The sequence below is a fragment of the Roseibium sp. RKSG952 genome (genome assembly GCF_009711355.1).
This window is the reverse complement of sequence record NZ_SMMF01000948.1, coordinates 33,573-55,736: the sequence shown is the minus strand read 5'-3', so window position 1 is coordinate 55,736 and position 22,164 is coordinate 33,573. Positions and strand designations below refer to the sequence as shown.

Sequence of the window (22,164 nt, the reverse complement as noted above, 5' to 3'; positions counted from 1 at the left end):
AACCCGATATCGGGCCTGGCCGGGACGGAGAACGCATCGCCAAGGTGATGGCGCGCGCCGGATTGTGTTCGCGCCGGGACGCGGAAACATGGATTCTGGCGGGCCGTGTGGAAGTCAACGGAAAGACGCTGGATACGCCGGCGGTCAATGTCGGAGAACGGGACCAAGTCGTTGTGGACGGCGAACCGCTGCCGATGCGCGAAAGAACCCGGCTTTGGCTCTACCACAAGCCGCGCGGGCTTGTGTCCACGAACAAGGACCCTGAAGGACGCCCGACGGTTTTTGACAAGTTGCCGAAGGATCTTCCGCGGGTTCTGACGGTAGGCCGGCTCGACATCAATACCGAGGGGTTGTTGCTGCTGACCAATGATGGCGGTCTGTCGCGTGTGCTGGAGCTGCCGACAACAGGCTGGCTGCGCCGGTATCGCGTCCGGGCCTTTGGCCAGGTAACCCAGGAACAGCTGGATGCGCTTGCGGACGGCGTTGCGATCGAGGGGGTGCTGTACGGTGCCATCGAGGCATCGCTCGACAAGATCCAGGGCGACAATGTCTGGCTGACGGTCGGGTTGCGCGAAGGCAAGAACCGGGAGGTCAAGCGGGTGCTGGAGCATCTGGGGCTTTCGGTGAACCGCCTGATCCGTATCTCCTTTGGTCCGTTCCAGCTTCTTGACCTTGATGACGGCGACGTTCGGGAAATCCGAGGCCGGGTCTTGCGGGACCAGCTCGGTGAAAAACTGGCAGAAGAAGCAGGCTGCGACTTTGACGCGCCGATCCTGAATGCAGCACCGGAAAAACCCGCTCAACCGGAGAAAAAGGCGCAACGGCCGGGCGGCCGCGGGCAGCCCAAAAAGCGCGACGGAGCAGGCAAGGGTCATTGGTTGACGTCAAAGGAAGGACGTGAAGGGACCCGGCCGAAGGGCGGCGGCAAGGCGGGCTTCAAGGACCGCAAACCGGCACGTTTTTCAGGTCCGCGTGAAGACAGTGCGCCGAAACGGCCCGCACGGCGAATCTGGGGGGAAGACGGCCTGATTGAAGACAAGCGCCAGGGACAAGATCAGCCCATGCGCGGAAACGACGATCGGTCACGTCCATCCGATACCAAGCCGCGCGGGAGACGCGGGTGAGGATTGTTGCCGGCCGGTTCAAGGGAACCGCAATCGCCGCGCCGAAGACGGACAAGACCAGACCGACCAGTGATCGGCTGCGTGAAACCATCTTCAACATTCTGGCTCACGGACTGGGTGTCGAGCTGGAAGGCGCGCGCATTCTGGACCTGTTTGCCGGAAGCGGCGCTCTCGGGTTTGAGGCGGTCAGCCGGGGCGCGCGGCATGCGACCTTTATCGAGGAAACCACAGCTGCCCGCGGCGTGATCCGGCAAAACCTTGAAACACTGGGCCTAAACGGGGCTTGCAAGATCTTTCGAAGGGATGCCACCCGCCTGGGCAGTGCCGGAACGATCGAGCCATTCGACATCCTGTTTGCCGATCCGCCCTATGGCAAGGGCCTTGGCGAACAGGCGCTGGCGTCGGCACTTGCGGGCGGCTGGTTGAAAGAGACAGCCGTTTGCGTTCTGGAAGAACGGGCCGGAGCAGCGATTGAGTTGCCGCAGGGCTTTCGCGAGCTGGACCGCAGATCTGCAGGCGACAGTCAGGTTCTGTTTTGTGAGAGGGTGTCGTCGGGCTGACGCCTTCTGCTGCCTAGCCGCCGGTCGGTTGCATGACGTACACCGTTTTTGCTGTCGGGAGCCGGTCACGTCTGGAAATCAGCAAGGGATCCGTTGCCAGTTCGATCTGGTATCCCGCAATACTGGCGCGTGATGTGAAAGCCTCCAGAGAACCGAAAAAGTGAAAATGCATCGGGATGACCAGTGACGGCCCGATATCCTCCAGGACTTGCATCAGGCTTTCCAGCCGCAAGGTTGAGGAATTGTCAACCGCCGCGAACACGATGTCGATCTGCCCCAATCGCAGAAGGTCCTCTTCTGTTAGCCGATGATGCAGATGGCCAAGATGAGCGATGCACAGGTCGGCAATCTCGAAGACAAAAATCGAATTGCCAAGCCGCCTGGTCTCGCCGTCCCAACCACGAATATTTGTTTGAATATTCCGGATGCGGACGTCGTCAATGATCACATCGTGGTCGATCGGTCCCCCCGCAAGGTTCCAGCCCATCAGGACATGCTCGATTTCCGGCTCGGGATTGAGCGTGTAGTGTGTGCTATGGGCGCCATTCATGGTCGCAACCGTTGGGGGAACGCGCGGTTTGACGCTGTCATTGTAGTCGGTTGCGATCCGGACGCCTTTTGGGGTTTCGATCTCGAATGTGGAATGGCCGATATATCGGATCTGGACTTCATTTGGGGCAAGTGCGGCCTTGATCACGCGCGGGGCAAATGGATCACCGGCCACCAATTGGCAGACAGCGAAGGCCTGGGACGATAGCAGGACAGCGAACAGGAAACCCGCGGCCGCCCAAAATATGTCCCGCAAACGAATGGTCTTCGCAACACGTAATGCAACCATGGTGCCGTCCCCTCCGAACCAAACCTGACACCTAGTGTCATCAGCGAGACTGGCAAGAATTCGAGGGCATGAACAGGACAAAAGCAGGACAAAAGAAAGTGGCAGCCAGTTCCGAGCTTGATCAGGTCATGAACAGGGCTGCCAGTTGGGGGCTGGCGGGAGGAAGAACCTGCCCCTTAAACAAATGCCCGCCGATTGTTACGTCTGGGGACGTTCCATGCTGGTTCTCAGGATTACAGGTCCCGGATAGGAATTGGCCCGGCGAATCCGGATGCCACAACTGCAGCATCTGTCAATTCAATCTGAGTATCGCACAGTTTGTCCGGAATGTGCGGCGTAAAATAAACATGATTGTATTAAGTAATAAAGTCATTGGTATTCGGGGGAGGGGAGTTTTTTCCTTTCCAGAACACTCAGGGCATGATCGATTTTTCTTTTCGCAATGTCACGCAACGGTTCGGCCTTGGAAATGATCTCCTCGGTTTTCATAAAATCCAGAACGCCGATGCTGTCCTTGATTGGTTGAAGCAGAATGTCCGGCCGTCTGCGCTTGAGTTTTTCCTGCATGATGGATTGCATGAGGATCTGCGTTGATCCGAAGATGGCGTCCATCCTCGTCGGTATGTTGCGGCCTGATCTGGGAACCGGCTTGCCGACCACATCGACCGCCACAACAAAATCGCAGTCCGAAGGCAACCGGTCGAAGGGAAGCGGATTGGCAACGCCGCCATCGACCATGACACGGTCGTTCAGCTTGACCGGCCGGAAAATGGCCGGAATGGCGATGGACGCGGCAACTGCCGGGTGCAAGGCCCCTGCGTTTATGTCTATTTCCGCGCAGGCATAAAAATCCGTGACCAGCACGGTCATGGGGATCTCGAGCATGTCAAAGTCTGCCGGTAAATGATCGCCAACGAACACCTCCAGCACTTTTAGAGGGTCGAACTGGACCGGATCGCCGGTGAACAGCTCCTGAAACCGTTTGGGGCGCAATTTCCACATCCTCCCGAGAACAGAGTTCCGGTCGGCAAATGTTTCAATCGCGATCTGCTTGATTTCGGAGCCGGTCTTTCCCGACGCATAGGCCGAGCCGATGATCGCCCCGATGGACGCCCCGGCAATCGCCGATGGCCGTAGCCCGAGGTCGTCGAACGCTTCAAGGACCGGAATATGCGACATGCCTCTTGCGCCGCCGCCACCCAGTGCCAAGCCGATTTTTGGTCCGGACATGTTTCCCTCGACAACCCTTCGCTACCAACACAGCCCTCGGACTATGTGGCGATTCATGGCCGGACAACAACTCTGATCGTGCGAATTGTTCAAAGTACGGAATATATGTCTGCAGGAGCGGAGGACAGCCAGTCCGTCATTTCGTCAAAGGGCATCGGTCTGGCAATCAGATATCCCTGCACGGAGAAATTCCCCATCATGCGCAGGCGTTCAAACTGGGCCCGCGTTTCGACCCCCTCGCACACCACGTTGATGTTAAGCGACCGTGCCAGGTGCACCAACTGATTGACAACAACCTCCTTTTTGCTGTCCTTCAAGAGCTTATCTGTAAACGACCGGTCGACTTTGAGGCCGTTGATCGGCAAGTCGGCGACGTGAGACAGCGAAGCAAATCCGGTCCCGAAGTCATCGAGTTCGATGTGCATCCCGAGGCGGTGCAGTGCTTCCAGTGTTTTGGTGTTTTCAGCTTTTTCGTCATCGAGAAACACTGATTCAAGTACTTCGGCCGTAATCCGTTCCGGCCCGACGTCGTGTTTCTTCATGGCTTCCGAAAAATCGCTGAGCAACGTTCCCGACACGAGATGCAGGGGTGAAAGGTTTATGGCGATTCGGCCGAAATCGAGGTTCATGTCCATCCATTTGCGCGCGGCGGACAGCGCCTTGTTGATGACCACTTCCCCGACAAGCAGTGCAAGGTTCGATTTTTCCGCAACCGGAAGGAAAGCTGCGGGCAAAAGCACACCGCGGTCAACGTGTTGCCAGCGCAACAGCGTCTCAACTCCGGTGACTTCGCCCGTTCTAAGGTTGACTTGCGGCTGAAAAACCAGAAACAGCTCGTTGCGGTGGAGTGCGGAGCGCAATTCCTGCTCCAGGCGTGTCTCGGCCTGGCTCTTGTTTTTCAGTTCTTCCGTATAAAAGAACCAACGATCCTTGCCTTCCTCCTTGGATTTGTAGAGGGCAAGGTCGGCATGCGCGAGCAGGGTCTCAAACGTTTCTCCATCTTGCGGGCACTTGGCAATTCCCATACTGACGGACGGCCAGACTTGGTTGCCTTCGAATTCCATGGGTGCGCGCATGATCAGGTTGAGGCGTTCGCACAGCTCTTCGGGTTCAATCCTGGAGTTTTTGACGACAATAACGAATTCGTCGCCGCCCCATCGGTAGACCCGGCCCATGTCGGTGCAACAAATCCGCAGCCGCTCGCCCGCTTCCTCAAGACAACCATCACCGGCCACATGGCCATAGGTGTCGTTGATCCTCTTGAAGTTGTCGATGTCGAGATGGATGATGAAGTCGGGTTTGTCTTTTGCATCAGACGCAAACAGGTGCTTGGCATCGCGTTGGCAGGCTGCGCGATTGGGCAGTTGGGTCAGGGCATCAAAATAGGCCATCCGCTCGGCTTCTTCCTTGGAAGCCCGGATTTCCAGTTCGCGTGCGGTTCGCTCGGTCAGGTCATTTGCAATTGCGATCATCAGTGTCTTGCTGCGATCCTTGTGCAGCTGGAAGCGGACTTCGACCGGATAGGTCGACCCGTCCTTCCGGCGCTGCAATCCTTCCACATTCAACAGGGGAACGGTCCCGTCAAAAGCGGGTTCGATCATCTCGCGAAACGAGCGTTCCGTGTGTCTGGGGCTGATTTCCCAAGCCTGGAGCTGGCTCAACTCCTGTGCCGGGTAGCCAAGATTCTTTCTTGCGCATTCATTGGCATATTCGATCCGGAACGTGCTCGCGTTCAGGATGTATATTTCGTTGAGCGAGGCTTCCAGAATGTTTGCAAGCATCTGGTTTTGCTGCTGGGCTTTCTGGCGGTCGGTGATGTCGTGAACCGTTCCGAACAGGGTCTTGGCCTTGCCGGTTTCATCGGCAACAACGTATCCTCTCAAATGAACAAAGCGTGATGCTCCGTCTTCGGCCAGGATCTGATGCTCGAAATCGAAGTCTGAAAGCGTGTCGACCGCTTGCTGGATGGCCTGTTCCACCATAGTTCTCTCGGCCGGGGGTATCATCCGGTAAAGCGCTTTTCTGGCGCTGACCGGATCTGTGTCCATGGGAATGCCAACGATCCGGTAAAGCTCCTTCGACCAGAAAAGTTCGCCTGTCTGCAAGTTGCGTTCGAAGCTTCCGACCGAGGTGATCCTCTGGGCTTCCTGGAGGAGGTTCCGGTGATATTCGAGGTCGGCTGTGTCCTCTGCGACTTCCCTTTCAAGCTTTTCCTGGACAGCGATTACCCTGGTTTCGACCGATCTGATCAATGTCCTGAAACAGAACCATCCAAGGCCGGCAAGAACCAACGCACCGAATAAAGACAACCCGGCGCTCCAGACGAATCCGCGGAAAGGTTCGGTGATATCCTGCAGAAAATAGATCGAAGTCGCCTGCGTTCCGTCGGATAGGTTGACCGGCAGCGCATGAAGATATTCAACGCGGCCCTGTTGAAAAAATACCCGGTCAAGGATGCCCGGTTTTTCCGGCTGGTGTTTGATTGTCTCCAGCGCCGCTTCCGGTATCGGGTTCCCTTCCGCAGATTGAACAAGAAAGCGGCCAGCCGGGATCCAGTCTGTGGTGTTGGAGAGGCTTGTGTCGTGTGCTGCAAGCGAGCTTGCGTCGATAACCTTGATGACGTCTGTATTCAGGATCGGGCCGAGTGCAGTCAACGGGTATGTGATATCAAGGTCAAGTTGGAGATAACCGATTGGAGATCCTTCAATGAACCAGGGTTTGACGACCGTGATCGCAGGCATGGCATTGCCGCCGTATTCCAGACCGTGAACCGTTCGTCCGAGAGATTTTGCGCGTTTTGCGAGATATGAACTCGCAGACGGGGTATTGGGTTCCTCGACATTGCCGGAATAGCGGACCGAAAGGTCCTTGTCATAGAGTGTGAACCGTGTGGTATCGTCTTGTTGCAAGGCCGGAAATGTCGCGGTCAGGATCCTTTGCAGATCCTCGCGATTGTTTCCGGCCATGGCGATGGCTGCAGCCTCGTTGACCGAAAGGGCATTCAGGGTTCTTTCCAGATTCTGTGAAATGGAAGCTCCTTGGAGTCTCAGGTAGTGGTCGGCCTCCGGCACCGTGCTGTCCACCGAGGCACGAAGATGCCAATACTCGTTGAAACTGTTTTGCGTACTCAGCGCGGCAAGGCCGACTGCCAGGAACAATAAAAAGATTGCTTGTACGGGTTTGGAGAACCGGCGGCCGTTTTCGCCCCACAATCCCAAAAACGCATTCAGTTTTGAGTTTGAAGGCATGTTTTCTGGTTGTTTTTTATCTGAGCTTCGTTCACCGGGGCTCAAAGCACTCTCCCAAAACCGCGCCGCTAGCCCTTGGTGCCGTTGTCAAATCCGGCATGCGGCCGCGTCATGATTGTTCGGCTTATGTCTTGCCTGTTCTTGATGCACTCTTTCTGCGTGTGAGGAAAATTACATGCAAGTGTATCAGTAGGGAACGGCGAATCTCATGAAGCGCCAAAAATATTTTCCGGTGAGATGGCTTAAAAAGTAACTATAAGGCAATTTTACAATATAAGATCGTTTTGCAGTCTCTTGATTTTTGCCAAGAAATAAATTTTGGAAAATTTTCGGGGTTGTTAACTAATATTTGTTGTAGGGAATATTCTGTATTTTCAGGATTTAGGCGCTTTTCAGAAACGGTAGTAGATGTTCCAGAGTCTGATCAGGATTTTCTTCTGCCAGGAAATGGCCGCCTGCCAACGCATGTCCTGTCACCTTGGTGCACCAGTTCTGCCAGATCTGGAGAGGGCTTTCGGTCCCCTGTGCAATCCCCGCCTGTCCCCATAGGACCAGGGTCGGCGCAGCTATCCGTTGGGCATTGTCCATTGAAGTCCGGTCGTGATTCTCGTCGATGGTGGCTCCGGCCCGGTAGTCCTCACAGGTCGCAGCGATTCTGCCCGGTTCCTGAAAGAATGCTTCATAATGCTTGAGCGCGTCCTTTGAGAACGCCCCGAGGCTTTTGTCGCCGGTCCAGCTTGAAAGCTTGTGGTGAAGAAATCCGATCGGGTCCTTGGATATCATGTCTTCCGGAAAAGGGGCCGGTTGCGCCAAAAACAACCAATGATAAATCTTCAGGCCAAAAACGCGATCGAGTTTGGCCCAGTAGTCGAGTGTTGGAACTATATCGAGCACCGCGAGAGCCGAAACCTTTTCGGGGTGATCGAGGGCCATCCGGTAGGCGACACGCCCGCCGCGGTCATGCCCGGCAACCGAGAACCGTTCGTGGCCCAGGGCGTCCATCACCTGGCAAAGTGCGGCGGCCATGCTGCGCTTGCTGTAAGGCGCGTGATCGTCAGTCAGGGGTGGGATTGTGGACTGGCCGTAGCCGGGCAGATCAACCAGAACAACCCGATGGCTCTCGGCAATGCTGGGGGCGACACGGTGCCAAATTGCATGGGTTTGCGGATAGCCATGGATCAAGAGCACTGGTGGACCTTCGCCGCCGGTCCGGCAATAGATCTCGCCGAGAGAGGATGAAATCCTGGACACATCGAACGCGGGATACAGTTCGGGAAGGTTTTTTCGCATTTGGTTCTCCACGCCGCCGGGCCTCTCGCGTCCCGGCGGCTGGATATTTCATGCGCTGAGGCTTGACCGCCGGGCGGTTACTTTGCCCCGGTTGCAATTGCGCGCCAACCGATATCTGTGCGGTAAAATCCTTCAGGCCAGCGGATCTTGTCGATGGCTGCATAGGCGCGCTGCTGCGCTTCTTCGACTGTCGTGCCGAGTGTGGTGACATTCAGTACGCGTCCGCCATTGGCGAGAATGGCGCCATCCTGTTCCCTCGTCCCTGCGTGAAATATCTCGACATGCGGAGAGGCTGCCGCATCCTCCAATCCGGCGATATGGGTGCCCTTGTCATATGTGCCAGGATACCCCTTTGCCGCCATGACCACCGTGAGGGCGGCCTCATCACGCCAGCGCGCACTGACCTTGTCGAGCGTGCCGTCGACGCTTGCCAGCATCAATGTGACGATATCGTCCTTCAGGCGCATCATCAGGACCTGGCATTCCGGGTCACCAAAACGTGTGTTGTATTCGATCAGTTTCGGCCCGTCTGCCGTGATCATCAGTCCGGCAAAAAGAACGCCCTTGAACGGCGTTCCCCGATCTTTCAGAGCTTTGATCGTCGGGAAAATGATGTCCTGCATCGTTTGCTCAACAATCGTATCGGTCATGACCGGCGCTGGTGAATAGGCGCCCATGCCACCGGTGTTGGGTCCCTCGTCGCCATCAAATGCCCGTTTGTGGTCCTGAGCGGTGGCGAGTGGCAAGGCATGGTCGCCGTCTGAAAGAACAAAGAAGCTGGCTTCTTCGCCGGTCAGAAACTCCTCAATCACCACGGCGGCTCCGGCAGATCCGAATTTGCCGTCGAAACAGGCATCCACCGCGTTCATTGCCGTCTCAACGGTCTCGGCAACGACGACGCCCTTGCCGGCAGCCAGACCATCTGCCTTGACCACGATCGGAGCACCTTGCTGTTCAATGTAGACCTTTGCATCGGCTGCATTTTCAAACCGTTGATAGGCTGCGGTCGGGATTGAGGCCTCGTCGCAAACGGCCTTGGTGAAGCCTTTCGATCCTTCAAGCTGCGCGGCCGCCTTGCCGGGGCCGAAGGCCTTGATGCCGGCCTGCGCGAGATCATCGACCAGTCCGTCTACCAAGGGCCCTTCGGGTCCAACCACCACAAGGCCAATGTCATTGTTTTTGCAAAAGCCGATCACAGCGCCATGGTCAGACGCGTCCAAATCGACGAGTTCGGCAAGGGATGCAATGCCCGCATTGCCCGGGGCAGCAAAGAGTTTGGTCAGAAGCGGAGAGTTGGAAATGGCCCATGCCAGGGCATGTTCGCGACCACCTAAGCCGATGAGGAGAATGTTCATGGGACGTCCGATTTCTGGGGCACCGGGCAAGGTGCAAAAGGGCGATGCTGTTCCGGGGGGGGGGACCCCCGCGCGGGCGGCTTAGCATCGGCTGGATGTGGCGGCAACCGTTGATCCTTGATGCGGTGAGATTTGGCAAGGGGAACGCTTTTGAAGACGGAACTGATCCTGGCAGGGCCGGCCTATCGGCGTCATGCTCAAGCCCTGCTTGAAAAGGCTTTTGCGTCCGCCGGTGTTGCTTTCACCAAGAGACACAGGTCGGCGTTCAATCTCCTTTGTGTGGATGCGCCAAGGGGCCGTGTGTTTCTGCTCGGCCGGGGAATGCGGATGTTTGGCGTTCTCGTCGTGACGTTTTCACAATCCGTGCTGCACGGGGGACAGATTGGCGTACTTGAGGTGCAGTATCTTGATCCGGCTGGTGCCGATCCGGCAAGCGCGGCGGATGAGGCTTTCCAGCTGTTGATTGAGGAGCTGCAGGCCATAGGGTTGTCGCCCTTGTGGTGCGGCAGTCTCCATTCGCACCCGGCGGCGCGTTTCTCAAACGTCAAAACATGAACGTGGCAACGCGGCTGGAGTTCATTCGGGAAATACCGCCCCCAAAGCCCCCGGAGGACGAGGGGGGCTTGAGAATTGGTCTGAAGCGGCTGTTTGACTGATCGGAACATGCCCTCTGGGACAGTCTGCAAGGCTCGCCCCGGACAGGCGGCCGGCAGAGTTGCCGCCTTGCCATGGACGCTTTGTGCCTTTGGACACGGAAAACAGACCTATTCCGGCGGCGGAGGGGGAGGTGCGCCGGGTTCAAAGGCAGCAGGAGGCACTTCACCTGCGGGCAGTGGAGCGCCGGGTTCCAGAAGTGGTGCGCGATCAGGTTGAAGCGGTGCACCGGGTTCAGCAAGACGCGGCTCGCCTGCTTCCGGCGGTCCGGGAGGTGCGGGACGAGGTGGTGCACTGGCTGACGAAGCGGATTCCCCAAGAGCCGGTGTTCCAACCGGTGCCGGGTTGACGGCCTTGGGACCCACCGGAGCCATCAGATCTGTCGCGGCTGCAGGCATTGGGAGTGTCATACTGGTGCCAAGAGCGGTTGCCCCGAGTACAAGGCCGGTCAGAAGAGCGGCTGTATACTTGCGGGGACGGATGGGACGCCGTTGAATGGTTGCAATGCGAAAAACCATGAAGACCTCGCCGAAAGCAGGGGCACGTGATTGCGGCTCGTGGCCAGATCGAACCTCGATGCAAACGCTATCAGGTTAGGTCGATCCGATACACACTGGCATTTTAGGCATGGCAAAGGTTAAAAGCCGAAAGGAGATTGAGATCGACAACGTCTTGGCGTTTCAGGGGGCACATGTTTTTTTCCACGAAGGATACCGGTCCGGTCGCGGATGCGGTCAAACAGCATTGGGTTGATACCCGGCTGCCGGTCTGGGCTCGTCCCTATGCGCGCCTGGCGCGGTGGGAGCGTCCGATCGGATGGTGGCTGTTGTTGTGGCCTTGCTGGTGGTCGGCGGGGCTTGCAGCAATTGCCGCAGGCAATCCCTATCCCGATCCCTACCATCTGGTGCTCTTCTTTGTTGGTGCGGTGGCGATGCGCGGAGCAGGCTGCACCTACAATGATCTTGTTGATGTCGATATCGACGCGCAGGTCGAGCGGACCCGGTCGCGGCCAATTCCGGCCGGGCAGGTGACAAAGACACAGGCCAGGATCTTTCTGGTGTTGCAAGCCCTTGTGGGGCTTGTTGTCCTGCTTCAGTTCAACGCGTTTTCGATTTTCCTGGGGTTGGCTGCCCTCATTCCGGTGGCTGTTTATCCATTTATGAAACGGGTAACGGATTGGCCGCAGCTTTTCCTCGGGTTGGCCTTTTCCTGGGGAGCGTTGATGGGATGGTCCGCCGAATTCGAGTCCCTCGGATGGGCTCCGGTCTTGCTTTATATTGGCGGGGTTTGCTGGACCATCGGCTACGATACAATCTACGCGCATCAGGACAAGGAGGACGACGCTCTCGTTGGCGTCCGGTCGACGGCCTTGCTGTTCGGCGACTGGACCCGCTTGGCCATGATCGGTCTCTACGCGCTCACCACGGTGCTGTTTGCCCTGGCGGCTGCCATCGCGGATGCGGGACCCGCCGCCTTTATCGGAATTGGCGCAGGTGCATTGCATCTCGCCTGGCAAGCGATCCGGCTTGATATCGATGATCCTATGGAGTGTCTGAAACTGTTTCGTTCCAACACCACATATGGCTGGATCGTTTTTGCAGGATTTGTTGCCGATGCCTTTATTGGGTGGTTGTAAGACGGGATTACGTTTCCATACCAGTGCGCGCGAAACACATGCGAAGTGAGTGGTGTGGTCCGGGCCGGGTTCACGAACGCGCGATAATCTCTCGCCCGCCACAATGCGAGCCGGGCCTGGAGGAGAGGTGGCCGGTGCGGCGGGCAACAAGAAATCTTGGCCGGCGGCCGGTAATCAGCCGCAGCTTGCGCCTCGGTGCGGGTGCGCCAGATGCCTTTGCGCTGAACGCGTCTATCGGTTTGATCCTGCTGCCGTCCGTACAAACGAGCATCGGTAACTCCAGCGCGCGGGCCCATGCAGACCAGATGTGGGCGAGTTCTTCCGGCCGCTCGGATTTTGAAAGCAGGATCGAGAGTGTGTCGTCTCGATGTTTGAGCACCAGCTGTGCCGTGACGTTCTTGCGTTCGCTCTCCCGTGTCAGCTTGACCAGAATTCCTTCGAACATTTCCAGGGGGATCATCCGATCTTCCTCGTGCGCCATCAAATTGGCGCGAATACAGATGCGATCGCGCTCGAAGGTGATCGATTTTTCACTGAATGCGCCTTCTTCATTGAATCGGATACTTGTTACAACATTTTTTGGAAGACTTGTTGGTGGCAAATCTTGAAAAAAACTTGGTGTTTGTTCGTGGTTTCTGAAAGGATCAGCTTGACGTCTCAAGTTATCACTCCGTTAATCCCGTGTGACTGTTCTTGGATCTCGAGAATGAGGTGAATTTAGGGGGGGAGTGTGTTCATTGGTTTAACGATTACAGTTAACAAATTCTAATCATTAACAGGGTTACTTGAGTCTGACTCGCCGTTTCAGGGATTGTTAACTATGCGGTCCGGTTCGAAGAACTGCTGGACCGCTTGCCGCCGGGCCGTGCGGGCCTTAAACAGGTCGCAGAAATGAAAGGCGGAACTCATGTCGGACCAGCTCGATCAGTCGAAACTCGAAAACCAGGCCGCGCTTTTGGTCGAAGCGGCCACACGCGCTGGCGCGGATGCCTGCGATGCCGTGGCTGTCACCGGGGTGTCGATCGGGTCCTCCATTCGCAATGGCAAGGTCGAGGAGACGGAACGGTCCGAGGGAGAAGATTTCAGCCTGCGTGTGTTTGTCGGCAACCGCACGGCAGTTGTCTCCGCCAACCAGATCTCCGATCCGGACACTCTTGCACAACGGGCCGTTGCCATGGCCCGGGTTGCGCCCGAAGATCGTTTCGCCGGGCTTGCCGACAGTCACAGACTGCTTCATGAAATCCCGACCCTGGAACTTCTGGACGATACCCGGCCGACAGCGCAACAACTGACCGACATGGCAATGGCCGCGGAAGAGGCCGGGCTCCAGGTCGAGGGCGTGACCAAATCCGGTGGGGCGAACGCATCCTGGCGCGTTGCAGGCATGGTTCTGGCAACGTCACATGGGTTTACGGGATCCTATCAGTCCTCCCGGTTCGGTCTTGACATGACGGCGATTGCCGGCGACGGCACCTCGATGGAGCGGGATTACGATTTCGACTACCGGACATTCCTGGAAGATCTGGACAATCCGGAAGCAGTCGGCACCCGGGCCGGTCAACGCGCCGTGAAGCGGATCAATCCGGAAAAAATCTCTACGCGAACGACAAATGTAGTCTACGAAGCACGCGCGGCGCGAAGTCTGGTGGGGCATTTTGTCGGGGCGATCAACGGTGCGTCGATCGCCCGGGGCACCAGTTTTTTAAAGGACGCCATGGATACGCAGGTCTTTGATCCGTCGATCCGGATTACCGACGATCCCTTCAAGCGCCGGGGGGCGGCGACACGTCCATTCGACGGGGAGGGAACAGCGTCTCCGGTGCTGGATCTGATCGATCAGGGAAGGCTGACGAGCTGGCTGCTCGACGGTGCGACTGCGCGCGAACTTGGGCTGGAGCCCAATGGCCGCGCCCGCAGGGCAGGGGGCGGCACCAGTCCGGGAAGCACCAATCTGACCATGCACCCTGGTGAAAAAACGCCTGAAGACATGATGGCAGAGGTTGGCACCGGGCTGTTGGTTACGGATCTGATCGGTCATGGCGTGAATGGTGTGACGGGTGATTATTCGCGCGGGGCCTCGGGCTTCTGGTTCGAGAATGGTGAAATCGTCGGGCCTGTCAGCGAAATCACCATTGCGGGCAACCTGAAGGACATGTTTGCACGGATGGTTCCCGCCAACGACCTCGATGCCCGGTATTCGGTTGCAACGCCCTCCATTCTGATCGAAGGATTGACCCTTGCCGGAAATTGACGCGGTTCGGGACACCCCGGATCGGGACCTTCTGGAACAGGCTGCGCGTGAAGCAGGCGCACTTGCGCTGACCTATTTTGGGAAGGAGCCGGAGACCTGGCTCAAGAACAACACGTCCCCGGTTTCGGAAGCGGATCTGGCGGTCGACCGGTTTTTAGAGGATGCGCTTGGCAACGCGCGTCCGGACTATGGCTGGTTGTCCGAGGAATCGACAGACCAGCCGCATCGGCTGGACAAGGAGCGGGTGTTCATTGTTGACCCGATCGACGGGACGCGCGCGTTTCTGGCAGGTGGGGATGAATGGACGGTCGCGATTGCGGTGGTCGAAGGTGGTGTACCGCAAGCGGCTGCCGTCTTTTGTCCGGTCCGCGGCGAGATGTATACGGCGGTGTCCGGGGGGGGCGCATTTCTGAATGGCCAGAAGCTTCAGGCATCCGGCAGGGCAGCCATCAACGGGGCACTTTTGTCCGGGCCGCATTCGATTTCGGCCAATCGGGAGGTGCTGGCGGCGGGTTTTGTGCGCACCGGGTACATCCGCTCGCTGGCCTATCGTTTTGCACAGGTTGCCTCTGGTGCGGTGGATGTTGCGGTCGCGCGCAAGGGGCCAAGCGATTGGGATCTTGCAGCCGCAGACCTTTTGGTGCAGGAAGCAGGCGGGCAGATTCGCGGTCTTGACGGAGCGCCGGTGGTCTACAACAAACCGGAAACACGCCATCCAGCCTTGATCGCTGCGCCAATCCCGTTGATCGGGGAGGCGGCACGCTTGATATCGCGGGTTGCCGGATCCTGACGGCGAAGCGGAAGCGAGGCAAGACCAATGAGTGACACACAACCGGCGAAGCAGCTGCTTCATCTCGTCTTTGGTGGTGAACTGGAGAGCCCGGAAGGGCTGACCTTCCGCGATCTGGAGGATCTCGACATTGTCGGTATCTATCCGAATTACGCGGAAGCCTATAAGGCGTGGAAAGCAAAGGCACAGGCGACAGTTGATAACGCCCATATGCGTTATTTCATCGTCCATATGCACAAGCTGCTGGATCCGGACGCAACAGCCTGAGGCGAAACCTTTCGCCGGGCGTTATGGACTATTGATAAATGATAAAAAACCTGGGACGGCACCCGTTGGTTGTTCAGGGCGCCGGATCTTTTTTGGCGGGATACCTCAAGCTGGTTCACGTGACCAACCGTATTGTCATTGATCCGCCTGGCATCTACCAGCAGCTGCCCGATGATTTGCCGATCATTGTCGCGATGTGGCATGGCCAGCACTTCATGATGCCGTTTACCCGGCCCGCGGGCTGGCCGGTTGACGTGATGATCTCCCGGTCGGCAGATGGTGAGATCAATGCCATTGCGGCGCAAAAACTCGGTCTTGGCCTCATCCGCGCCTCCGGAAGCCAAAAGGCCCATCAGATTTCGAAGCGCGGTGGCATGCGCGGCTTTGTCGAGGCGATGCGGGCGCTGAAATCCGGCCGGAGTGTCGCGATGACGGCGGATGTTCCCAAAGGCCCCGCGCGTGTTTCGGGGCTCGGGATCGTCCAGCTGGCAAAACATTCCGGACGGCCGATCGTGCCGTTTGCGGTTGCGACCAGCCGGTCCATCGAGTTGAATTCCTGGGACAAGGCAAGCATCAACCTTCCGTTCGGCAAAGCTTCCATAACCGTGGGAGGCATGATCAATGTGTCGAAGGACGTTGATGATAATGGACTGGAGACGGCGCGCATGGCGGTGGAAAACGGTCTGAACGAAACCACCCGGCGTGCCTACGAGCTGGTCGGCAGACCCGATGGGTGAGCGAAAGCCCCTGTTGTTGTCGTGTTATGCCCGGGCGGCGCGGTTGGCCCTTCCGTTCCTCCGGGTGTATTCATATCTCCGCATCCGGTCGGGCAAGGATGACCGTGAGCGTGCGGGTGAGCGTTTCGGCCGAACGCAAGAACTGCGTCCGGAAGTCCCCTTGGCATGGATCCATGCAGCCAGTGTCGGCGAAACGGCGTCGATCCTGCCGCTGATCGAGCGTCTGACCGAGGCCGGTTGGGGCGTGCTTTTGACCACTGTGACGAGAACCTCGGCCGAATTGGCGGCCAAGCGGCTGCCGTCAGGGGCGGTCCACCAGTTCGGCATCTACGATTCCCCCTCGGTCATTTCCCGGTTCCTGGATCATTGGCGGCCAGACCTTGCCATGACCGTTGAATCTGAAATCTGGCCGGCAACATTCCTGGCGGTCAAACAGCGCGGGATCCCGCTTGTGCTTTTGAACGGGCGCATGTCCGACAAGTCCTTCGGGTCCTGGAAGAAGTTGGGGGCGTCTGCAAAGGGGCTGTTTGGCTGTTTCGACCTTGTGCTGGCACAAAGCCCGGGCGATGCGGAGCGGTTTGACGAACTTGGTTGCCGGCTGGTCGAAACATCCGGAAACCTGAAATTCGATGCCCGTCTTGCGCCGCCAAACGAGGCCGAACTTGCCAAGCTGGAGCAGGACATTGGACAACGTTCCGTTTGGTTGGCAGCCCTGACCCATCCGGGGGAGGACGGCTACGTGCTTCAGGCGCATCGCAAGCTGCTTGAAGTCTATCCTGACCTTCTTCTGATCCTTGTGCCGCGTCATCCGGAACGGGCTGACAGCATCTTGTCACAAGCTTTGGCGCAAGGCCTTGCCAGCACAAAAAGGACGGAGGTGGCGTCTGTAGAGCGGTCTATACAGGCCTATCTGGCAGATACGGTTGGTGAGATGGCCTTGTTTTATGCGGTCGCGCCTTTTGCATTCCTGGGCGGATCATTTACGGACGCCGGCGGCCACAATCCGCTTGAGGCCGCACGCGCGGGAACCGCGCTGATCACCGGGCCGAACCTCCACAATCAAAGGGACATTTACTGGCTTCTCTCGAATGGCGAGGCCGTGATCCGGATTGAGGACGGGGATCAGCTATATGGCCGGGTGCTTGAACTGTTGCAAAAGCCCGAACTGGCCCGTGATATTGCCGGCCGGGCTCGAAAGATCGTGGAGACCGGGCAAGGGGCTCTGGAACGGACATTTGAGGCGCTCGCTCCGATCCTTGATCTTCGGGCAAGGTCCCGGTCATGATGAAATCCGCTCCTTCGTTTTGGTGGAAAAGCACACCGGGCCTTTGGTCTCGACTGCTGGCGCCGGTCGGGTTCGTTTACGGCACGATCACGGCGTGGCGCATGTTCCAGCCGCACAAGGCCAGATCAAAAGTGCCCGTGATATGTATCGGCAACTTTGTGGTTGGAGGAACGGGAAAGACCCCGTTTTCGATCAAGCTGGCGGAGTTGTTGATCCAACACGGCAAACGCCCGGCCTTTTTGCTCCGGGGGTATGGCGGCACCGAGCGCGGCCCGCTTCTGGTCGATCCCGAAAAGCACCACGCCGGTCAGGTCGGGGACGAAGCGCTCTTGCTGGCCGGGATTGCGCCGACGGTTATCTCTGCTGATCGTGTTCAAGGGGCGGCTCAGCTCGAAAAACGCGGGCCGGACATCATCCTGATGGATGACGGGTTTCAGAATCCGAGCCTGTTCAAGACCTTGTCGATCGTTCTGGTCGACAGGCATGTCGGGACCGGGAACGGCCGGTGTGTTCCGGCCGGGCCGTTGCGTGCGCCGCTCTCCCGTCAAATCCTGAAAGCCGACAGTCTTGTCGTGGTTGGTTCGCCATATTCCGATGCAGGGGCGGTCTCCGGCACAATCGGTCTGGCATCCAAACTGGGGCTGCGGGTGTTTCACGCGCAGCTCGTGCCCAAATCCGGTCCAGTGTTGGAAGGCAGATACATCGCCTTTGCGGGGATTGGCCGACCACAGAAATTCTTCGCGACTTTGGAAGAACGGGGTGTGGACGTCGTGGAGCAGATTGCCTTTCCCGATCATCATGCCTTTAGCGCAAAGGATGCGGGGCACCTGATCACGAGATCTGCGGACACCTGCGCGCGACTGATTACAACCTCAAAAGACATGATGCGGTTGCGCGGCATGACCGGCGATGCATTCCGGAAACTGTTGGAATGCACCGACGTCTTCGAAGTCGAGATGGAGATTGATGCCCCGGAACATCTCTTGCAGCTGATTGACCAAGCTGCAGCCGACAGCAAGAGTGCCGGACAAAAAGTCTAGTTTTCCTGATAGCGCTTGAGCGAAGCTGTTGCGTCGACATAGGCTTCCTGCCGCTCTACCGACCAGTATTTCAACTCATCAAGCGGAATGGCGACACCTGTAACGGCGCAACGAACAAAGGTTCCCGGCGTTTCGACCTGATAGTCCCCGTCGAGGTAGCGCACACGTGCTTCACTGGGAATCCTGGGATTTTCGTATCTGTTCATGGCCTGACATTCTTCAAGAGTTTTCGGGTTTTTAGGTACGCTCAGCCAGCAGGGCAACCCATCCCGGCAAATATCTTCTGCCGATTTCCGGCGGGCAATGACATTTCCGCCGATACACCTATCTTCTAACTCTAAATCATGTGCTTGCTCCTGTCCCTGTTTAAGTGGCAAAAGCAGGGCGAACCAACGGACATTCTAGGAGCCTCTCATGACCGACACGCCGATCGACCTGATTGAAGCTTCGGGCCTGGGGCTCGAGCGCGCCAGGAAAATCACCGAAGCTGCGCTTGGAGGAGCCGATGACGGAGAGTTGTTTGTCGAGTATCGTCAATCGGAAGGCCTGACCTTCGACAACGGCCGGCTCAAGGCTGCCAACTACGACACTTCTCAAGGCTTCGGGCTCAGGGCGGTTGTCGGAGATGCGGCTGGCTATGCCCATAGCGGGGACATCTCCGAGGCGGCCTTGAAACGGGCGACTGACGCAATCCAGGCCGTCAAGTCGGGGCATTCCGGCAGCTATGCCGCAGCCCCTGCGCGCACAAACCGGTCTCTTTACAGCGATATCAATCCCCTGGCCGCGCCGAATTTCGAGGACAAGGTCAAGCTTCTTCAGGAAATCGACGCGTTTGCCCGGGCGAGAGACCCGCGGGTCCGGCAGGTGACGGCGAGCCTGGCCGGAAGCTGGCAGGTGGTTCAGATCCTGCGCGCCGACGGCCATTTTGTCCGCGATGTGCGGCCCATGGTGCAGCTTCGGGTGAGCGTGGTGGCCGGGGACGATCAGCGTCAGGAAAGCGGTAGCCATGGCTGCGGCGGGCGCGAAGGGTTCGAGCGTTTCATCACGGAAGAAAACTGGCAGGCGGCCGTGGACGAGGCGCTGCGTCAGGCGCTGGTCAATCTCGAAGCCGTTCCGGCCCCCGCGGGCACGATGGATGTCGTTTTGGGTGCCGGATGGCCGGGCATCCTGCTTCATGAAGCGGTCGGGCATGGCCTTGAAGGCGACTTCAACCGCAAGAAGACATCCGCCTTTGCCGGGTTGATGGGAGAGCGTGTCGCTTCGCCCGGGGTCACCATTGTCGATGATGGGACAATCCCGGACCGGCGCGGGTCGCTGACCGTTGATGACGAGGGCACACCGGCTGCACGCACCGTGCTGATCGAGGACGGTATTCTGACCGGCTACATGCAGGACCGCCAGAATGCACGGCTCATGGGCATGGATCCCACCGGCAACGGCCGCCGCCAGTCCTTTGCCCATATCCCGATGCCGCGCATGACCAACACGGTGATGATGTCCGGCGACAAGGATCCGGCTGAGATCCTGGGGTCGGTCAAGGACGGGATCTATGCGGTGTCATTCAGTGGCGGCCAGGTCGATATCACGTCGGGCAAGTTCGTGTTTTCCTGCACCGAGGCCTACAAGATCGAAAACGGCAAGGTCGGGGCTCCGGTCAAGGGCGCCATGCTGATCGGTAACGGCCCGGACGCGCTGACCCGTGTCGGGATGATCGGCAATGACATGAAGCTGGATCCGGGCATTGGAACCTGCGGCAAACAGGGGCAGGGCGTGCCGGTCGGCGTCGGCCAGCCTTCGATGTTGATCAACGGTCTCACCGTTGGCGGGACCGCTGTTTGACGCGATTTCGGTGCGTGTCTGCGGAACGGGCCGGAGGCTTGACCGGGTTGGACTATGCTTGGGCTTTTTTTCTTTGCCTTGAGCAGGAAAAACTCGGGACAGGCAGTTGCGATTTCTCAACGAAATTGCGCTAAATCCCGGCTAGACTACCCACAAGAAAATCAGTTTGTCGGCGGGCCGCGTGCGGCCCGTTTCGCATCAGTCCGGGAATGAGCATGGCTGCGGAAAGCGCTCCTCCGTTTTTTAGTGAATCAATCATTCTGCTGGCAGCAAGTGTTGTCGCAGTGCCCTTGTCGAAGCGTCTCGGGCTTGGGTCCGTCGTTGGTTATCTGGCCGCAGGCGCTGCCATCGGACCGTTCGGGTTCGGCTTTTTCGGAAGTGGCGAATCGGTTCTGGATGTTGCGGAATTGGGTGTGGTTCTGCTTCTGTTCGTGATCGGGCTCGAGCTGGACCCCAAAAAACTCTGGCGCATGCGGCGTGACATTTTCGGGCTCGGAACCGCGCAGGTCGTGCTGACCGGGCTGGTCCTCAGCGGCATCGCCTTGCTGATCGGTACACCGCGCGATGCAGCCCTTGTGGCCGGATTTGGTCTGGCCTTGTCCTCGACCGCATTTGCGCTTCAGATCCTGCAGGAGCGCGGGCAATTTTCATCCGCTTATGGCCAAAGGGCATTTGGCATTCTGCTTCTGCAGGACATAGCGATTGTCCCGCTGCTGGCCATGGTGGCGATCCTTGCACCGGGCTCCGGTGCATCCACGAGCGGCGAAGTGTTCACGGAAGTGGTTACGATCCTTGGCGCCGTTGCGGGCGTTGTTCTGGCGGGCCGGTATCTCGCTTCGCCGCTGTTCTTGTTCCTCGCGGCCAGCCGTGCCCGTGAAGTGATGCTTGCGGCGGCCCTGCTTGTCGCCCTTGGCAGTGCCGGAGTGATGCACGCGGTGGGGCTGTCCATGGCCCTCGGAGCATTTCTGGCCGGTGTGCTGCTTGCCGAATCCAGCTTCCGGCACACGCTCGAAGCGGATATCGAGCCGTTCAGATCCCTGCTGATGGGGCTGTTTTTTGTTGCGGTCGGCATGACGCTGAATTTTCAGGTGCTTGCCGAAAACATCTGGTTTGTTCTTGGCGGCGTTGTGGTGGTCATGCTGGTCAAGGGGATCTTTCTTTGGGGTCTGGCCCGGATCACCGGATCCCCGATCACAGATGCCTTCCGGATCGCGGTCACCCTGCCGCAAGGCGGAGAGTTTGCCTTTGTCCTGTTCACCGCGGCCGTTTCGTTCCAGATCTTTGATTTCCAGACCGCCAACGTTTTGAACGCGGTTGTGATCCTGACCATGATCATGACGCCCGTCGCATGTTTGACACTCGACCTCGTGGCAGAGAGGTTGAAGGAGAAAGGGGTCGAGAACCCGGTTGTCGAGAGTTTCGAAGAGGCTGCGCCGACGGTCCTTGTCATCGGATTTGGCCGGTTCGGGATGATGGTGGCGCAGATCCTGACTTCGGAGGGGCTGGAGATCACGGCAATCGACAACCGCCCGGACCGGATTGCGGATGCGCGCAAGCTTGGCTACCGGGTCTACTATGGTGATGCGACCCGGTCCGATGTGCTGGCGGCTGCAGGAGCGGGAAAAGCCGCGCTGATCGCCATGTGTATCGAAAACGATCAGGTGATGGGCAAATCCATCGACCTGATCCGGCACGGGTTCCCGGATGCGCGCCTGTTTTGCCGCGCGACCGACCGTGCACATGCCATGGAGTTGACCCGGCAAGGCGTCGACTTCCAGATCAGGGAAACCTTCGAATCGAGTATCGCCTTCGGCCGCGCTGCTTTGGAGGCGCTTGGAACGCCTGCTGACCGGATCCAGGAGATCGAAGAGGATGTCCGGCGCCGGGATCGGGAACGGCTGGAATTGCAGCTCAAGCAGGGCATTCATGCCGGAAGCGACCGGCTGCATGCTGTGACGCCGCGCCAGTCACACAAAGCGCCAAACAATCCTGCCGGAGGACCGGACACCTGAGGGCGGTC

19 protein-coding genes and 1 pseudogene are annotated in these 22,164 nt (G+C 58.3%); 12 read left to right on the top strand and 8 right to left on the bottom strand.

Going from position 1 to position 22,164, the window contains the following annotated elements; all coding sequences use genetic code 11:
* Positions 1 to 8: 8 nt before the first annotated feature.
* Both E1297_RS31840 and rsmD read left to right on the top strand, forming a co-directional pair.
* Positions 9 to 1,013: pseudogene (locus tag E1297_RS31840) on the top strand (pseudouridine synthase); the annotation flags it as partial.
* Between the two features lie 107 nt (positions 1,014 to 1,120).
* Positions 1,121 to 1,684: a 16S rRNA (guanine(966)-N(2))-methyltransferase RsmD gene (rsmD, locus tag E1297_RS31835; protein ID WP_368669762.1), complete on the top strand. Its 564-nt coding sequence runs from the start codon at positions 1,121 to 1,123 to the stop codon at positions 1,682 to 1,684.
* 13 nt (positions 1,685 to 1,697) lie between these two features.
* Here rsmD and E1297_RS31830 read toward each other — a convergent pair whose 3' ends face one another.
* From E1297_RS31830 to purD, 5 genes are all read right to left on the bottom strand, one after another.
* Entirely contained in the window at positions 1,698 to 2,522 is an 825-nt protein-coding gene (locus E1297_RS31830; protein WP_155145147.1) for an MBL fold metallo-hydrolase, read from the bottom strand.
* A 369-nt stretch (positions 2,523 to 2,891) separates the two neighbouring features.
* The gene (locus tag E1297_RS31825; protein ID WP_155145145.1) at positions 2,892 to 3,752 is read right to left on the bottom strand and encodes a patatin-like phospholipase family protein; all 861 of its coding nucleotides are present in this window, start codon (positions 3,750 to 3,752) and stop codon (positions 2,892 to 2,894) included.
* Between the two features lie 89 nt (positions 3,753 to 3,841).
* The gene (locus E1297_RS31820; RefSeq protein ID WP_155145144.1) at positions 3,842 to 7,000 is read right to left on the bottom strand and encodes a bifunctional diguanylate cyclase/phosphodiesterase; all 3,159 of its coding nucleotides are present in this window, start codon (positions 6,998 to 7,000) and stop codon (positions 3,842 to 3,844) included.
* Between the two features lie 381 nt (positions 7,001 to 7,381).
* Positions 7,382 to 8,290: an alpha/beta fold hydrolase gene (locus E1297_RS31815; RefSeq protein WP_155145141.1), complete on the bottom strand. Its 909-nt coding sequence runs from the start codon at positions 8,288 to 8,290 to the stop codon at positions 7,382 to 7,384.
* 77 nt (positions 8,291 to 8,367) lie between these two features.
* Complete coding sequence (purD, locus tag E1297_RS31810) at positions 8,368 to 9,645, bottom strand: phosphoribosylamine--glycine ligase (RefSeq protein WP_155145139.1); 1,278 nt, start codon at positions 9,643 to 9,645, stop codon at positions 8,368 to 8,370.
* A gap of 150 nt (positions 9,646 to 9,795) precedes the next feature.
* On the opposite strand from purD, the gene E1297_RS31805 reads away from it, so the two are divergent.
* Positions 9,796 to 10,200 carry a hypothetical protein gene (locus E1297_RS31805; protein WP_155145137.1) on the top strand — a complete coding sequence of 135 codons (405 nt, stop codon included), beginning with the start codon at positions 9,796 to 9,798 and terminating at the stop codon, positions 10,198 to 10,200.
* Between the two features lie 209 nt (positions 10,201 to 10,409).
* Here E1297_RS31805 and E1297_RS31800 read toward each other — a convergent pair whose 3' ends face one another.
* Positions 10,410 to 10,817, bottom strand: a complete 408-nt coding sequence (locus E1297_RS31800; RefSeq protein WP_155145135.1) for a hypothetical protein — start codon at positions 10,815 to 10,817, stop codon at positions 10,410 to 10,412.
* Between the two features lie 173 nt (positions 10,818 to 10,990).
* Here E1297_RS31800 and ubiA point away from each other — a divergent pair, with 173 nt between their 5' ends.
* Complete coding sequence (ubiA, locus tag E1297_RS31795; protein ID WP_155145133.1) at positions 10,991 to 11,935, top strand: 4-hydroxybenzoate octaprenyltransferase; 945 nt, start codon at positions 10,991 to 10,993, stop codon at positions 11,933 to 11,935.
* A 70-nt stretch (positions 11,936 to 12,005) separates the two neighbouring features.
* On the opposite strand, the gene E1297_RS31790 is transcribed toward ubiA, so the two are convergent.
* On the bottom strand, positions 12,006 to 12,536 hold the full coding sequence (locus tag E1297_RS31790) for a DUF6101 family protein (protein ID WP_244327961.1): 531 nt from the start codon (positions 12,534 to 12,536) through the stop codon (positions 12,006 to 12,008).
* Between the two features lie 306 nt (positions 12,537 to 12,842).
* Here E1297_RS31790 and E1297_RS31785 point away from each other — a divergent pair, with 306 nt between their 5' ends.
* Genes E1297_RS31785 through lpxK form a run of 6 tightly spaced genes read left to right on the top strand, consistent with a single transcriptional unit; the run spans position 12,843 to position 18,305 of the window.
* A complete protein-coding gene (locus E1297_RS31785; protein WP_155145129.1) occupies positions 12,843 to 14,186 on the top strand; it encodes a TldD/PmbA family protein in 1,344 nt (447 codons plus the stop codon).
* Positions 14,173 to 14,976: a 3'(2'),5'-bisphosphate nucleotidase CysQ gene (locus E1297_RS31780; RefSeq protein ID WP_155145127.1), complete on the top strand. Its 804-nt coding sequence runs from the start codon at positions 14,173 to 14,175 to the stop codon at positions 14,974 to 14,976. Before E1297_RS31785 ends, E1297_RS31780 begins: the two co-directional genes overlap by 14 nt.
* A 27-nt stretch (positions 14,977 to 15,003) precedes the next feature.
* A complete protein-coding gene (locus E1297_RS31775) occupies positions 15,004 to 15,243 on the top strand; it encodes a DUF4170 domain-containing protein (protein ID WP_155145126.1) in 240 nt (79 codons plus the stop codon).
* Between the two features lie 38 nt (positions 15,244 to 15,281).
* Positions 15,282 to 15,980 (top strand): lysophospholipid acyltransferase family protein, encoded by a 699-nt coding sequence (locus tag E1297_RS31770; RefSeq protein WP_155145123.1) that lies wholly within the window; start codon positions 15,282 to 15,284, stop codon positions 15,978 to 15,980.
* A complete protein-coding gene (locus E1297_RS31765; RefSeq protein ID WP_155145122.1) occupies positions 15,973 to 17,265 on the top strand; it encodes a 3-deoxy-D-manno-octulosonic acid transferase in 1,293 nt (430 codons plus the stop codon). The genes E1297_RS31770 and E1297_RS31765 overlap by 8 nt, the downstream gene beginning before the upstream one ends.
* The gene (lpxK, locus tag E1297_RS31760; protein ID WP_155145121.1) at positions 17,262 to 18,305 is read left to right on the top strand and encodes a tetraacyldisaccharide 4'-kinase; all 1,044 of its coding nucleotides are present in this window, start codon (positions 17,262 to 17,264) and stop codon (positions 18,303 to 18,305) included. Before E1297_RS31765 ends, lpxK begins: the two co-directional genes overlap by 4 nt.
* Here lpxK and E1297_RS31755 read toward each other — a convergent pair.
* A complete protein-coding gene (locus E1297_RS31755) occupies positions 18,302 to 18,511 on the bottom strand; it encodes a DUF2093 domain-containing protein (protein ID WP_155145119.1) in 210 nt (69 codons plus the stop codon). The two genes, lpxK and E1297_RS31755, sit on opposite strands and share 4 nt — an antisense overlap.
* Positions 18,512 to 18,719: 208 nt before the next feature.
* Between E1297_RS31755 and tldD the strand changes: the two genes are divergently transcribed.
* Both tldD and E1297_RS31745 read left to right on the top strand, forming a co-directional pair.
* Entirely contained in the window at positions 18,720 to 20,144 is a 1,425-nt protein-coding gene (gene tldD / locus E1297_RS31750; protein WP_155145117.1) for a metalloprotease TldD, read from the top strand.
* Positions 20,145 to 20,359: 215 nt separating this feature from the next.
* Positions 20,360 to 22,156, top strand: a complete 1,797-nt coding sequence (locus tag E1297_RS31745; RefSeq protein ID WP_155145115.1) for a monovalent cation:proton antiporter-2 (CPA2) family protein — start codon at positions 20,360 to 20,362, stop codon at positions 22,154 to 22,156.
* Positions 22,157 to 22,164: the final 8 nt, after the last annotated feature.

Coding starts and splice junctions, on each gene's coding strand:
- E1297_RS31785 (WP_155145129.1), top strand. CDS start 12,843: ATGTCGGACCAGCTCGATCAGTCGAAACTCGAAAACCAGGCCGCGCTT.
- E1297_RS31800 (WP_155145135.1), bottom strand. CDS start 10,817: ATGGTTTTTCGCATTGCAACCATTCAACGGCGTCCCATCCGTCCCCGC.
- E1297_RS31815 (WP_155145141.1), bottom strand. CDS start 8,290: ATGCGAAAAAACCTTCCCGAACTGTATCCCGCGTTCGATGTGTCCAGG.
- E1297_RS31830 (WP_155145147.1), bottom strand. CDS start 2,522: ATGGTTGCATTACGTGTTGCGAAGACCATTCGTTTGCGGGACATATTT.
- E1297_RS31770 (WP_155145123.1), top strand. CDS start 15,282: ATGATAAAAAACCTGGGACGGCACCCGTTGGTTGTTCAGGGCGCCGGA.
- lpxK (WP_155145121.1), top strand. CDS start 17,262: ATGATGAAATCCGCTCCTTCGTTTTGGTGGAAAAGCACACCGGGCCTT.
- ubiA (WP_155145133.1), top strand. CDS start 10,991: ATGTTTTTTTCCACGAAGGATACCGGTCCGGTCGCGGATGCGGTCAAA.
- E1297_RS31755 (WP_155145119.1), bottom strand. CDS start 18,511: ATGAACAGATACGAAAATCCCAGGATTCCCAGTGAAGCACGTGTGCGC.
- E1297_RS31820 (WP_155145144.1), bottom strand. CDS start 7,000: ATGCCTTCAAACTCAAAACTGAATGCGTTTTTGGGATTGTGGGGCGAA.
- E1297_RS31775 (WP_155145126.1), top strand. CDS start 15,004: ATGAGTGACACACAACCGGCGAAGCAGCTGCTTCATCTCGTCTTTGGT.
- E1297_RS31825 (WP_155145145.1), bottom strand. CDS start 3,752: ATGTCCGGACCAAAAATCGGCTTGGCACTGGGTGGCGGCGGCGCAAGA.
- E1297_RS31745 (WP_155145115.1), top strand. CDS start 20,360: ATGGCTGCGGAAAGCGCTCCTCCGTTTTTTAGTGAATCAATCATTCTG.
- E1297_RS31765 (WP_155145122.1), top strand. CDS start 15,973: ATGGGTGAGCGAAAGCCCCTGTTGTTGTCGTGTTATGCCCGGGCGGCG.
- tldD (WP_155145117.1), top strand. CDS start 18,720: ATGACCGACACGCCGATCGACCTGATTGAAGCTTCGGGCCTGGGGCTC.
- purD (WP_155145139.1), bottom strand. CDS start 9,645: ATGAACATTCTCCTCATCGGCTTAGGTGGTCGCGAACATGCCCTGGCA.